The sequence below is a fragment of the Polaribacter reichenbachii genome (assembly GCF_001975665.1).
In the GTDB taxonomy this organism is placed as follows: domain Bacteria; phylum Bacteroidota; class Bacteroidia; order Flavobacteriales; family Flavobacteriaceae; genus Polaribacter; species Polaribacter reichenbachii.
Window position 1 is genome coordinate 2,449,456 of the sequence record NZ_CP019419.1, and the last position, 13,618, is coordinate 2,463,073.

The window sequence follows — 13,618 nt, forward strand, 5'->3', positions numbered from 1 at the left end:
TTATCCTTTATAAGGATCTAAAGTTTGTATACTACCATCTTTATTATGCGTTATTTTTGCAACTTTTATAGAACGTAAATGTGTAACGCCTTCTGATAATGATGAATCGTGATAAAACAAATACCATTGGTTTTCAACTTTACAAACAGAGTGATGAGAAGTCCAACCTACAACTGGATTTAATATACGACCTCCGTACTTAAATGGACCATAAGGACTATCTCCAACAGCATAACAGATAAAATGTGTATCTCCTGTAGAGTAAGAAAAATAATATTTTCCATTATGTTTATGCAACCAAGCAGCTTCAAAAAAACGTCTTTCATTATCACCTGATAATAACAAATTTCCTTGTTCATCAACAATTTCTATCTCTTTTGGTTTTTCTTCAAACTCTAATAAATCATCTGTCATTTTAGCAACAAATGGTAATAAAGCAGGTTCATTATCTTCTGGTATATGTGCAGTTGGGTTATCTAGTTCTTCTTTATTAAAAGTTCCATTTCTCCAACGTTGTAATTGTCCACCCCATAGACCTCCAAAATACATATAATAACTGCCATCATCATCTTCAAAAACAGCAGGGTCTATAGAAAAACTACCTTTAATAGCTTCTGGTTGAGGTTTAAATGGTCCTGTTGGAGAATCGCCTACAGCAACTCCTATTCTAAAAATACCATCATATGCTTTTGCTGGAAAATACAAATAATATTTTCCATCTTTATGCGCAGCATCTGGCGCCCACATTTGTTTTTCTGCCCAAGCAACATCATCTACATGTAAAGCAACTCCATGATCTATACTTTCACTATCTACGTTATCCATAGATATTACATGATAATCTTCCATAGCAAAATGACTTCCTAAATCATCAAAGGCTTCTCCTGCATCTACATCATGAGAAGGATATATGTAAATTTTACCATTAAAAACATGTGCAGACGGATCTGCTGTGTAAATATGATTAACAATTGGTTGAGAAATAGCCCTTTTATTTAAATCATTAAAATCTATATGATCTATACTTTCTTCTGGCATAATATTTTATTTATATTGGATTTTATATTTAATTTTTTACAATCTTCTGGCTTTTAAATCGGCTTCAATTCGAATTTCTAAATTTTTATTTATTTCATAGAAAAACAATAGTCCAACACCAATTAAAAACGGAATTGCAGGATATATACTAACGAGCATTTTAATACCTTGTGTAGCTGTTTCTGCTTGAGTATCTGCTTGTGGTTGATAATTATATAAACCTAAAATCCAAGTAACCAAAGACCCACCAATAGTAAGGCCAAGTTTTAAACCTACCATCATTGCAGAGAATATAATAGCTGTTGCTCTTCTGTTGTTTTTCCATTCAGAAAAATCAGCAACATCAGCAATCATTGCCCATAAAAGAGGTATTGTAATTCCATAGAAAAATCCATGTAATATTTGAGAGATAAAGATTAACTCTACAGATTTCTTTGAGAAGAAATAAAACGTAATTATGAATATAGTTGAAACTAATAGAAATACTTTAAAAACATCTCTTTTACCGTATTTATCTGCTAATCTTTTAGAGAGACCAATACCAACTATCATAAAAATAATACCACCAGCATTAAATAAACCAAAACCTGCAGAAACAGGGTCTTCACCAAAAAAATTAACTCCAATATTAGTCATAAAATCTAAAATTGGACTTATAAAAGAAGTTAACTCATTAGGATCTACATAATTTTTAAAGTAATATACATAAGAACCACCTTTCATAGCTAATGTTACAAACACCAATGTTGTTAAAACTAGCATAATAATCCAAGGTTTATTTTTTGATAAATCTTTTAAATCTTCTTTTAAAGTTGATTTTTGTTCTGGTTTAGGAATAACTCGTTCTTTTGTAGTTAAAAAAGTAATTATCAGCATAATTGTACCAATAATTGCTAACCAAGTCATTACTTTTTCTATACCAATAGCTTTATCTCCATTACCAGCAGATTCAATAATTGATAACATAAATACTTGCACAAAGAACTGCGCAAACATAACAGCAACAAATCTGTAAGCAGACATACTGTTTCTTTCTTTCATATTACCAGTAATTACACCACTTAAAGCAGAGTAAGGTAGGTTGTTTGCTGCATAAAGTAAAAGCAGAAAAGTGTAAGTTACAACTGCGTAAACAACTTTTCCTTTGTAAGAAAAATCGGGTGTACTAAATGCTAATAAGGCTACCACTCCAAGAGGAATAGCAGTAAAAAGAATCCAAGGTCTAAATTTACCCCATTTAGAGGATGTTCTGTCTGCTAAGGCACCAATAATTGGGTTAAAACCTAAAGCAGCTACAAAACCAACTGTAAGCATAATTGCAGAAGCATGATTGGTGTCTAGACCATAAATATCTGTATAGAAATACGCTAAATAAGTAATTAATGTTTGAAAAACTAAGTTAGCAGCCAAATCACCAAGACTATAACCAATTTTTTCTAAAATTGATAATTTGTGTGATATTTTATTCATCTTGAAAATAGTTTAGTTAGTTGATTTTTAATTTACTTTGAATTAGGACTTTGAGGAGGCCCAAAATAACTTTTAGGTATATCTTTTTTACCAGTTTCAATTACAATTTTTTGTAAGACTAAACCTTCATCAACTCTATAATAATTTAAGGTATGGTTTCCTGCCTTGTCAATATTAAATTCAGTAGTAATTATCTTAATATTATCACCTACATTATTATGCCAATTACTTGGTACTTTTCCATTATAATTAAAAATTAAAGGATCTGAATCGTAATTTACCTGTGTTGGTTTTTTATCATTTAAAGACAAACCAAAATACATACCTTCTCTTGTTGAATAATTAATTGTTGGAGAAAAATAGGTATGTACTTTAATGTTTCCTTTATTTTTAAAATGAACATCATAAGAAAGTTTAGGTGAGTTTTCAGTTAATGAAACTCTTCCTTCTTTTATTGGTAATGAGATAACTGATGCTCCAGTTTTTCCTAAATTTTCAACAACTTTCCATTGAAATGGACTAGGTTCTGTTTTGTTTGTAAACTTATCAGCATCAAAAGAAATATAATTGTTATTTTCTATAAATCCTTTTGCACCTTTTGGAATATCAACTACTTTTTCTTCATTTTTAATTTCTTTTGTAGTTTTATCAACATCAACTAAAAAAGTTTCTGGAATATTATTTTGCTTTGGAGAATTCCAATAGGTATAACCAATATGCGTTTGTGCCATTATGCCATTCCATTTTCCATTGGCTAATTCTTTATGATAAAATTCTGTGATTAAAGAATCTTTAATAAAAAGCTCTTTTACTTTTTTAGCATACTCATTAGCTTTAATATTATTCTGTTTAGCATAAAATTTATTCTTTTCTGCAGCAATATATAATTCATTTAAAGTGGCAGCACCAACTACAGGATGTTCTACTAAATGATAATAAGCATCTAGATATTCTTTAGGTAATTTTGCCTTTAAGGCAAGCGTTTGTTTTTCTAAACCTTTAAAGTTTGCCAATAATTTATCTGCCTCATTAAAGTTAGTTAAACTGTACTTTGGTATGTTTAATAATTCTGGTTTTCTATGCGCATTGTATTTGGTGTATTTTTTAAGTAAATCTGCTATTTCAAAAGCATATTCTTTTCCAAATTGTTTTGTAGCCCATTCTACATAATAATGTTGTAAATTGTCTGCAGTCCAATTATTAGGGTTCCAAGCAAAATCCATAAAAAACTCTAAAGGGAATTCTGTTGGTTTAATATCGCCAACATTTACAATCCATATTTTATCAACATTATGCTCGTAAGCTAAATTCATTTGCTCCCAAACACGTTCTATTTGCGTTGTATTTATCCACTTATAATTACGAGGACCACCAACATAATCAAAGTGATAATAAATACCATAACCACCTTCTCTTGGTTTAGCATCTAATGCAGGTAATTTTCTTAAATTGCCCCAATTATCATCACATAAAAGTAAAGTTACATCATCTGGCACTTGCATTCCTTTATCGTAATAATCTTGAACTTCTTTATATAAAGCCCACATTTGAGGTGTTTCTTCTGCTGGCTTACCAGTAACATTGGCTATAATTTTTCGTTGTTCGTTTACAACTTTCTCTAATAATTCAGTTGATGTTTCTTCGCTCATTGCTTCATCTCCATCACCTCTCATTCCTATAGTAATTAAAGATTCCCAGTCTTTAGCACGCTCCATTCCAGTTGTCCAGAATTTTGTAAGTTCTTTAGGATTTGTTTTAAAATTCCAATCGCCTTTTGCATAAGGGGCTTTCCATTCTGCATGTGCTCTAGCTAGAGGTTCGTGATGAGAAGTTCCCATAACAATACCTAATTCATTTGCTAATTTTCCATTATTAGGATCATCAGTATAAAAAGCACGAGGAGACCACATTGCTGGCCATAAATAGTTTCCTTTCATTCTTAAGATTAACTCAAATACATGACTGTAAAACTTTGAATTAAATCCTCCAAATTTTGGGTACGCCCAACCAGTTAATCCAGGAGCTTCATCATTTATAAAAATTCCACGATATTTAACTTTTGGTGTTCCTTTTGAATAAGATCCTCTAGTGATATAAATATTTTCTTTTTTCTTTACTGGTATATCTGCCCAGAAATAAAGAGGAGATACTCCAATTTCGTAAGAGACATCAAACATACCGTAAATTGTTCCGCGTTTATCACTACCAACAATAACTAAAGCTTCTTCTACACCTTCAAATGGATTTTGAATAGTTTCGATTAAAAAGGTTTCCCATTTTCCCTTGATTGGTGAAACATTGATCTTTTTTTCTTTAATTAATTGATCAATTAAATTGCTATGTCCAATGGTACCAACAATAATTACTTTCTTATGATTAGGTACTTTGTTTGTAATTAATTTAGGCTTTTTACCTGTAACTCGCTCTATATCTTCTTGAAAAATTTTCGCAATTTTTTTGACACCTATAAAATCAGATTCACTTACATAAATTGGGCTAGAATCAGTATTAGAACTGATTAATAAACCTTGAGATTCATTTATATAAGTGTTTATATTATTTGCTAAATTATCTGTGTTATTTTCTTGTTTACATGACGAAGTGAGTATTATAATACTGATAAAAAGAGTGAGATATTTATTTAATATTCTCATAATTATCTAGATTTTAAACTTAATATTTCATAATAAGCTTTTTTAGGATTATTATTTCTATCAAATAATAAAGTGTAGTCTGACCTTCCTTCTACAGGCCAATTATTTTTCCAAGATTGTTCATCATTTACACCCCAAAATGTTACACGATCAATTTTGTCTTTATGTTTTAAAAACAATTTAAAAATGTTTTTATAACGTTGTGCTAATTGTTCTTGTATTTCCTCTGGAAGACCATCTTTATAAGGGTTCATTCTATCAGAATTTTCTGCTCGTTTATTAATATCTGCTCCAGCATTTTCCCAAGGACTTGGTAATACTGTAACATCTAATTCTGTAATCATTACTTTAACTCCAAGTGATGAAAATTTTACGATGCTATTTTCTATTTCATCTAATGTTGGTCTGGTTAACCCCCAATGGCCTTGCATTCCTATACCATCTATTTTTGCTCCATTTTCTTGTAACATTTTAACCAGTTTTATGGCACCATCTCTTTTTGAAGGTACACACATACTATAGTCATTATAGTATAACTCAGCATTGGGATCTGCTTTTTCTGCAAGTTTAAATGCATCAACTAAATATTGATCTCCTAAAAGATTATAAAAAATTGATTTTCTTAATGTACCATCATCATTAAGGGCTTCATTTACAACATCCCAACCACCAATCTTACCTTTATATCTTCCTGCTAATTTGGTAATGTGGTTTTGCATAAAATCTTTTAATTCAGTGCTGTCTTTAATACCATTAACCCATTTAGGTAATTGGCTATGCCAAATTAGATTGTGTGCTAAAATGAACATATCATTTTTAGTACCAAGCTCTACAAATTTATCTGATATATCAAAACTGAATTCGCCTTTATTAGGTTGAATATGCATAGATTTCATCATATTTTCAGCAGTAATGCTATTAAATTGTTTTTTAATTAAAGAAGCTTCTTTTTCAGAAATTTCACCAATAATTTGTTTAGTATTTAAAGCTGTACCAATTAAAAAATCATCTTTATAAACTTCTTTTAAAGTTATTGATTCAGATGAGTTTTGAGCCTTTTTACAGTTAATTAGAGATAAAGTTAAGCAGGTGAAAAGAATTGTTTTTAAATGTTTTAGTACCATAAATAATTAGTTTAACGCAATCGGTTGCGTAAAGGTATTAATTTTTTTCTGTTTTTGGTACTATTTTTTTAAAATGATTGTTAGAAGCGTACATTGCTAGGTAAGTGCCTACAAAACCACCAGCTTCTTTAGTACTTAATAGTTTAGCATCAATATTTAAAGCAATTGGTTTCCAATTATTGTTGTTGTTTAATTGATAATAAAAACTATAGTATCTATTATTTCCTTCAATCTTAAGTGTGATTTCGTCTAATGAGTTAATGTTAAGTGTTTTTTTATCAATGAATTGTGGGGTTTTGTCTTTTGTTTTAGAATGTGCTTTTTCAACAAATACATCTATAGTTTCATTTGAGTTTTTTTTAACACCTAAATACAAGTAGTGAGATTCATTTTGAAAAGCAACTAATCCTGCAGTTTGGTTTGTGGTTTTAAAGTTGAAATGAACTTTTGTAGCTGCATCAAATTTTAAATGTTGTTGTCTTCTACCAATAAAAGAAAAGTTTTTTTGCTCTTTTATATTTAAATCTCTTAATGGAATTTTAAGATAACCATTTTCTAACTGATGCCATTGTTTTTCTGGTGTTCTAATAAAATTCCATTCTAAACTCAAAGAGGAGTCATTAAAGTTATCTTTCCAATTAAAGTTACCATTGGTAGGTTTTTTATAGTTTTTTGAGAATTCTAGATTTGGTCTTTTATGAGTTGGTAGTATAGGTTGTTTTCCATCAACAAAATATGGCCAATCGTTTTCCCATTTAACTGGTAGTAAAAATGTTTCTCTACCTGTATTGTAAAGATCACCTTCATAAGGTCTACATCCTAAAAAAACTGACCACCAATCTCCATTTGGTAGTTCAACAAAATCTGCGTGACCTGTTGTAGTAATATTATTTTTTCTATTTGGATCTAGATGTTTTTGTGTTAGAATTGGATTGTTTTTATAACCTTCGTATGGGCCAAACACATCTTTGCTTCTAAAAACTACTTCTGTATGATTAAAACCTGTACCACCTTGTGCACAAATAAGATAATAATAATTATTTTTTTTGATAATGTGTGGAGCTTCAATCCAAACTGGTTTTTGGCTTAAATCAGTTCCACCATTTACAATTAGTTTTGATTCGCCTATAATTTTAAAATTTTCAATGTCATATTCAAACATATAAATTGCTCTATGACCATCGTGTAATGTAATATTATTTGGTGGAGGCCCATTATGAGTTATGTAAACTTTACCATTGTCATCAAAAAATATATCAGGATCAATACCATTTACACCCTCTATGAAAATAGGATCGGACCAAGGTCCTGCTGGATCTTTTGAAGTAACTATAAAATTACCTCCAGAAGTAACATTGGTACAAATAACATAAAATGTGCCATTATTATACCTAATTGTTGGCGCAAACATACCTTTAGAAACTCCAGCTTCTTTAAAATCAGCTTGTTCTTTTCTGTTTATAACGTGTCCAATTTGCTTCCAATTAACTAAATCTGAACTTTCAAAAATTGGAATACCTGGAAAATAACTGAATGATGATGTTATTAAATAAAATTTGCCATTTGCGCTACAAATACTTGGATCTGGATAAAATCCTGATAAAATAGGATTGTGAAATTCTCTCATTGTGTCTATTTCTTTTGAAAATATTTCATCTTTTCCATTGTAGTTAAACCATTGAAAGGCAACATTATTATTTAATACAACCGGTTGCATTTTTTCATTTAATTTTTTACAACCAAAAAGGATAGAACATAAAGAAAAGGCTATAAAAATTGTTTTTTTTAACATTTTAAGTGATTTTTTTAGTAAATTTAAAGAGTTTACAATTTACATAATAATATTTAGCTATAAAAAATCTATGCAATGGAATTCGTAAAGTATTTTATAAATACTAAATTTGCCTCTTTAAAAGAATTATATGATTAACAAAAAGGATGTTACTATTTACGACATCGCTTCGAAATTAAATCTTTCCTCTTCAACAGTTTCAAGAGCGTTAAGAAATAGCCCTAGTATTAGTAAAAAAACTATTAGTAAAATAAAGAAAACGGCTGATGAAATGGGCTATCGTCCAAACACATTAGCTGCAAGTTTGCGGGGAAACAAATCTAATTCTATTGGTATTTTAGTTCCTACTGTAAAGCAACCTTTTCTTTCTTCATTAATTAGTGGTATAGAAGTAATAGCTCAAAAAGCAGGTTACAATGTGATTATTGCTCAGTCTCATGATTCTTATGAGGATGAAGTTGCCTTAACTAAGGCACTTTACGGCAGTAGAGTTAGTGGTATTATTTGTTCATTGGCGATGCACACTAAAAAAACTGCACATTTTCAGAAATTTATTGATAAAAAAATACCTTTGGTGTTTGTGGATAGAATTCCAAAAGATAATATTGCCTCTCGAGTAATGATTGATAATTACGCTGCAGGACGCAAAGCTACTATGCATCTTATTTCACAGGGCTGTAACCGAATTGCATATCTAGCAGCAGGTTCTGATTATAGTATTTTTAATGAAAGAAAAAAAGGGTACTTAAACGCTTTAAAAGAAGCTAATCTTCCTATTGAAGAGGATCTTATTGTGAAGCTTGATGATGTTACTTATGAAGATGCTATAAAAGCAACAAATAAACTACTTGATTTAAAAAATCCACCAGATGCAATATTTGCGCCTGCTGATATTTTAGGAGTAGGAGTAATAAAATCTGCAAAGATAAGGGGAATAAAAATACCTGAAGAATTGGCTATTATCGGTTTTAATGATGATCCCATTGCTTCAATTGTAGATCCAGAATTATCTACTGTTTATCATCCTTCTGTAAAAATGGGTGAAATATCAGCCTCTAAGATCTTAGAATATCTTAAAAAACCTAAAAGTGAAGATTTTATGGATATTTCACTTTTAAATACTGATGTTATTGTTAGAGCATCTTCAAAACGAAAATAAATTTAACAACAAATTTGGGTTTTAAACACAATTAAATGACTCTTAAAAAAGATATAACTATATATGACATCGCTTCAAAATTAGAGCTTTCCTCTTCAACAGTTTCAAGAGCGTTAAGAAACAATCCCAGTATTAGTAAAAAAACAATAGATAAAATTCAAAAAGCTGCTAAGGAAATGGGATATCGCCCAAATAAACTAGCAGCGAGTTTAAGAGGTAATAAAACCAAAACCATTGGAGTTTTAATTTCTAAAATAGAAAGACCTTTTCTATCTTCATTAATTAGCGGAATTGAAGTTAAAGCTCAAGAATCTGGGTATAACGTAATTATTGCACAATCTCATGATTCTTATGAGGACGAAGTTAATCTAGCAAAAACATTATACAGTAATAGAGTAAGTGGTGTAATTTGTTCTTTAGCTATGGATACAAAAGATACAAGTCATTTTCAACAATTTATAGATAAAGGAATTCCCCTTGTTTTCGTAGATAGGGTTCCAAGAGATTTTAACACTTTTCTTGTTATGATTGATAATTTTTCTGCAGGTTATAAAGCCACCAAACATCTTATTGAACAAGGTTGTAAAAGAATTGCGCATTTTACTGGATCGCAATTAAGATATATTTATAGCGAAAGAAAGAGAGGTTACATAGCAGCTTTAAAAGATTATAACTTGCCACTTGATGAATCTTTAATTTGTTATTTTGATAACTTAAGTTATAAAGAAGGTGAAAAAATTACAACAGAATTATTATCTCGTGAAAACCCACCAGATGGTATTTTTGCAACAAATGATACATCTGCTGTTGCTGCAATAAAAGCTGCCAAAAAAATGAATGTTAAAATTCCTGAAGATTTGGCTATAATTGGTTTTAATGATGATCCAATAGCAACTATTATAGAACCACAACTTTCAACAGGTACACATCCTGCAGTAAAAATGGGGGTAATTTCTGCAACTAAAGTTTTAGAGTATCTTAAAAAACCTAAAAATCAAGATTTTATGGAAATCACTTTGTTAAATACTGATATTATTGTTAGAGAATCTTCTAAACGTAAATAAACTTAACAACCAAATACTTTAGGTAACTATAAACTTAATTCAAGAAAAATACTTACTAAAATTAAAGCTGCAATCATTGATAAAAAATAAGGCTCCAATACCTGCACAACCACTTGCTAAAGAGTAGACAATAAAAATATTACTTTGAGGAATAACCAATCCTGTGGTTGCTGAACTAACATTATCAGCTACACCAAATTCTTTATTATAACTTTCTTTTTCCATTTGATCAGACATAAAACTACCAATTTAGCCATAAAACCATAGCTTCATGAACAGGATGTGAAAGATCTAAACTATGTGCTAGTTTAATCGTTTTTGTGACTTCTTTTTATGACAAGAAAAAAATGCTGAAACACAAAACAGGATAATAAAACGTTTTATCATTGTTTAATATATTTACTTTCTGGTGCACCTAAATAAGATTGTTTTGTATCACCTGCATCAATAACAAATTTTTGAAATACGATACCTGTATCAACCATCCATATTTTTAAAGTATGTTTTCCTGGTTTATTTACTTTGTGATTAGATATTTTAGTTTTAATATGATCACCAACAGATTTTGTCCACCATTCTGCATATTTCCAATCTGGCATTTCCTCACCTTCATTAATGTTTATTATTTGAGGTTTTTCATTATCGATTGCAATGGCAAATTTTAAACCGTCTTTCTTTTTGAAATCTTGTGTTGGTGAAACTAAAGTTTTAACTTTAAGATCACCTGCTTTAAACACAGTGAAGTCATATTCAACTCTTGGTGTATTCTTACTAAGTATTTGTCTTTCGGCTGTAACAGGTTCAATAATTAAAGATGAATTTGTACGACCAAGATTTTGTATTTCTGTCCATTTAATGTCTTTTGAATTGTGTTTTTTAGTAAAGTTTACGGCTTCAAAAGCAATGACTCCATTGTTTTCTATAAAACCTTCGCCTTTAGTAATTGTACCATTTATAGGTACTTTAATTACATATTCTTTTCCTCCTCCTGATATTATAATTTCACCTATTACTTTTTCTTTAGGAGCTTTTTCCCAGTCAATTGTTACATAAACCTTTTCGTGAAACTCAGTTGTCCCTTTATTTTTTGATAGTTTAATCCAATCCTCTTTTACTTTTAAATTGTAGCTTAAGTTCTCTTGACCTCTATTTATAATATCGATGTAATAATCTTGATTGTTTAATGGATCAAATTCCAGAAAAGTTTCACTGAAAACAAAATCTGCTTCAACATCTAACCAACCCCAAAAAGGTTTCTTTCCATATTCTAAAAAATAACCCAATTCAGCAGTTTTTGGTATTTGAACATATGTTACAGCTGGCATACTGTTTAATGGTGGATGTGCCCAACTTTGGTAACCCATATGTGTTTGAGACATCATATGGTTCCATTTTCCGTTTTCGAGTTTTTCGTGATAATATTTAGTTAATTCTGCATCTTTATAAAATAATTCTTTTACTCTGTCTGCATAGAAATTTGCAGCTGCAGCACCTCTTCTGGCATAGTATTTATTTAATCCAGCTGCAACATACATTTCATTTATGTTTGCACTTAATAAAATTGGCGAATGCACTAATTGGTAGTATGAAGATTTATAATTCTCTGGAAGTTGCTTATAAATATTTTCACTTTTCTTTACCAGGTTATTATATTCTTTCACAATTCTTTCGCCTTCTCTATAATTTTTTACGCTATATGTTTCTGGTTCTAACATTTCAGGTGTACGACGTGCATTGTATTTTGTATACAATGAAAGCAGTTCAGCAATTTCTGAGTTGAATTGATTTCCAAATTGTTGGTGAGTCCATTTTTTATAATAATTTGGTAAATCTTTAGCTTGAATTGCATCAGGATTCCAAGCATAATCCATAAAAAAGCTAATTGGTAATTCCATTGGTTTTATATCACCCACATTTACCAACCATAAATCTTTTACCCCATGCATATAAGCAAGGTTCATCTGTTCCCAAACACGCTCAATTTGTGTCGTATTTAACCAGCGATAAGACACAGGGCTACCAACATAATCAAAATGGTAATAAATTCCATAACCTGCTTTATGATTTAAATCTTCTTTTTTAGGAAGTATTCTTAAATTACCCCAATTATCATCACAAAGAAGCATAATTATGTCTTCATCTACACGCATGCCTTTATCAAAATAATCTTGAACTTCTTTATAAACTGCCCAAACTTGAGGTGTTTGGTTGGCAGGTTTACCTGTTACATCAGCAATAATTTCACGTTGATCTTTTATGATTTCTTCTAATAATTCTACAGCTGTTTCTTCAGACATAGCATCATCACCATCACCTCGCATACCAACAGTTACCACACTTTCGTAGTCTCCCATACGTTCAATACCACCTCTCCAAAATTCTTGTAGTTTTTCTTTATTGGTTTCGTAATTCCATTCTCCACCTCCAAATTTATACCATTCATTATGAGAACGCATTAAAGGTTCGTGATGACTAGTTGACATTACAATTCCATATTCATCTGCAGTTTTTGGATTTAAAGGATCATCTTCATTGAAGATAGTTGGAAGCCACATTGCTGGCCATAAATAATTGGCTTTATTTCTTAGTAATAATTCAAAAATGGTCTCATATAATTTGTGGTTTTGCCCTCCAAATTTTTCGAAAGCCCAATTTCTAAATGCTGGTGCTTCATCATTAATAAAAATTCCACGATATTTTACAGCAGGTTCTCCATCAGTATAAGTTCCTGATTTAATATAAACCTCATTCTTCTTTTTTACAGGAACATCTGCCCACCAATACCAAGGTGAAACACCTAATTGCTCAGACAAATCATAGATTCCGTAAATAGTTCCTCTTTTATCGCTTCCAACAATAACCAAGGCACTTTTAATTCCTGGTAAAGGATTTTTTACAGTTTTAATGATGAATTTTTCCCACTTTCCTTCTAATTCTTTAGGATTAATAATCTTTTGATCGACTAACTGATCTATTAACTCACTTTTTCCTAAAGTACCTGCTATTATCACGTTTTTTTCATTAGAAGTAGTGATAGTTTCTTTTAGTTCTGGTTTATGATCGGTTACTTTTAAAATATCATTTTGTAAATCGTGAAAAGCCCTTATAACACCTTTATGATCATTAGGACTAACAAGTAAGGTTGATGTCTGATTTGAATTTTTTAACACAAAAGCATTTTTACTTTTGGTTGTGGAAACATAGTTTTGATTTTCTTGCGCTATTGAAGTCGAAAAGACACATAAAAACAACAGTAGTATTGAAAATACTTTGCTATTTAATATAGATTTGAATTTCATTTATGAGGAATATTTTAA

9 protein-coding genes are annotated in these 13,618 nt (G+C 30.2%); 2 read left to right on the forward strand and 7 right to left on the reverse strand.

Going from position 1 to position 13,618, the window contains the following annotated elements; all coding sequences use genetic code 11:
• Genes BW723_RS10270 through BW723_RS10290 form a run of 5 tightly spaced genes read right to left on the reverse strand, consistent with a single transcriptional unit; the run spans position 1 to position 8,078 of the window.
• Positions 1-1,038: a glycoside hydrolase family 43 protein gene (locus tag BW723_RS10270; protein WP_068365385.1), complete on the reverse strand. Its 1,038-nt coding sequence runs from the start codon at positions 1,036-1,038 to the stop codon at positions 1-3.
• Between the two features lie 36 nt (positions 1,039-1,074).
• Positions 1,075-2,508 (reverse strand): MFS transporter, encoded by a 1,434-nt coding sequence (locus BW723_RS10275; protein ID WP_068365382.1) that lies wholly within the window; start codon positions 2,506-2,508, stop codon positions 1,075-1,077.
• A 32-nt stretch (positions 2,509-2,540) separates the two neighbouring features.
• Positions 2,541-5,162 (reverse strand): glycosyl hydrolase 115 family protein, encoded by a 2,622-nt coding sequence (locus BW723_RS10280; RefSeq protein WP_076686385.1) that lies wholly within the window; start codon positions 5,160-5,162, stop codon positions 2,541-2,543.
• 2 nt (positions 5,163-5,164) lie between these two features.
• Entirely contained in the window at positions 5,165-6,286 is a 1,122-nt protein-coding gene (locus tag BW723_RS10285; RefSeq protein WP_068365379.1) for an endo-1,4-beta-xylanase, read from the reverse strand.
• Between the two features lie 37 nt (positions 6,287-6,323).
• Positions 6,324-8,078, reverse strand: coding sequence for a glycoside hydrolase family 43 protein (locus tag BW723_RS10290; RefSeq protein WP_068365376.1), 1,755 nt, complete (start codon positions 8,076-8,078; stop codon positions 6,324-6,326).
• A gap of 130 nt (positions 8,079-8,208) precedes the next feature.
• Here BW723_RS10290 and BW723_RS10295 point away from each other — a divergent pair, with 130 nt between their 5' ends.
• Positions 8,209-9,237: a LacI family DNA-binding transcriptional regulator gene (locus tag BW723_RS10295; RefSeq protein WP_068365373.1), complete on the forward strand. Its 1,029-nt coding sequence runs from the start codon at positions 8,209-8,211 to the stop codon at positions 9,235-9,237.
• Positions 9,238-9,272: 35 nt separating this feature from the next.
• Positions 9,273-10,301 carry a LacI family DNA-binding transcriptional regulator gene (locus BW723_RS10300; protein WP_068365370.1) on the forward strand — a complete coding sequence of 343 codons (1,029 nt, stop codon included), beginning with the start codon at positions 9,273-9,275 and terminating at the stop codon, positions 10,299-10,301.
• A gap of 39 nt (positions 10,302-10,340) precedes the next feature.
• On the opposite strand, the gene BW723_RS10305 is transcribed toward BW723_RS10300, so the two are convergent.
• Both BW723_RS10305 and BW723_RS10310 read right to left on the reverse strand, forming a co-directional pair.
• Positions 10,341-10,538, reverse strand: coding sequence for a hypothetical protein (locus BW723_RS10305; RefSeq protein WP_068365367.1), 198 nt, complete (start codon positions 10,536-10,538; stop codon positions 10,341-10,343).
• Between the two features lie 146 nt (positions 10,539-10,684).
• A complete protein-coding gene (locus tag BW723_RS10310) occupies positions 10,685-13,600 on the reverse strand; it encodes a glycosyl hydrolase 115 family protein (RefSeq protein WP_068365364.1) in 2,916 nt (971 codons plus the stop codon).
• Between the last annotated feature and the right edge of the window lie 18 nt (positions 13,601-13,618).

Bases quoted from the DNA above. Each gene is read 5' to 3' on its own strand.
- BW723_RS10270 (WP_068365385.1), bottom strand. From the start codon at position 1,038: ATGCCAGAAGAAAGTATAGATCATATAGATTTTAATGATTTAAATAAA.
- BW723_RS10275 (WP_068365382.1), bottom strand. From the start codon at position 2,508: ATGAATAAAATATCACACAAATTATCAATTTTAGAAAAAATTGGTTAT.
- BW723_RS10290 (WP_068365376.1), bottom strand. From the start codon at position 8,078: ATGTTAAAAAAAACAATTTTTATAGCCTTTTCTTTATGTTCTATCCTT.
- BW723_RS10280 (WP_076686385.1), bottom strand. From the start codon at position 5,162: ATGAGAATATTAAATAAATATCTCACTCTTTTTATCAGTATTATAATA.
- BW723_RS10310 (WP_068365364.1), bottom strand. From the start codon at position 13,600: ATGAAATTCAAATCTATATTAAATAGCAAAGTATTTTCAATACTACTG.
- BW723_RS10300 (WP_068365370.1), top strand. From the start codon at position 9,273: ATGACTCTTAAAAAAGATATAACTATATATGACATCGCTTCAAAATTA.
- BW723_RS10295 (WP_068365373.1), top strand. From the start codon at position 8,209: ATGATTAACAAAAAGGATGTTACTATTTACGACATCGCTTCGAAATTA.
- BW723_RS10285 (WP_068365379.1), bottom strand. From the start codon at position 6,286: ATGGTACTAAAACATTTAAAAACAATTCTTTTCACCTGCTTAACTTTA.
- BW723_RS10305 (WP_068365367.1), bottom strand. From the start codon at position 10,538: ATGTCTGATCAAATGGAAAAAGAAAGTTATAATAAAGAATTTGGTGTA.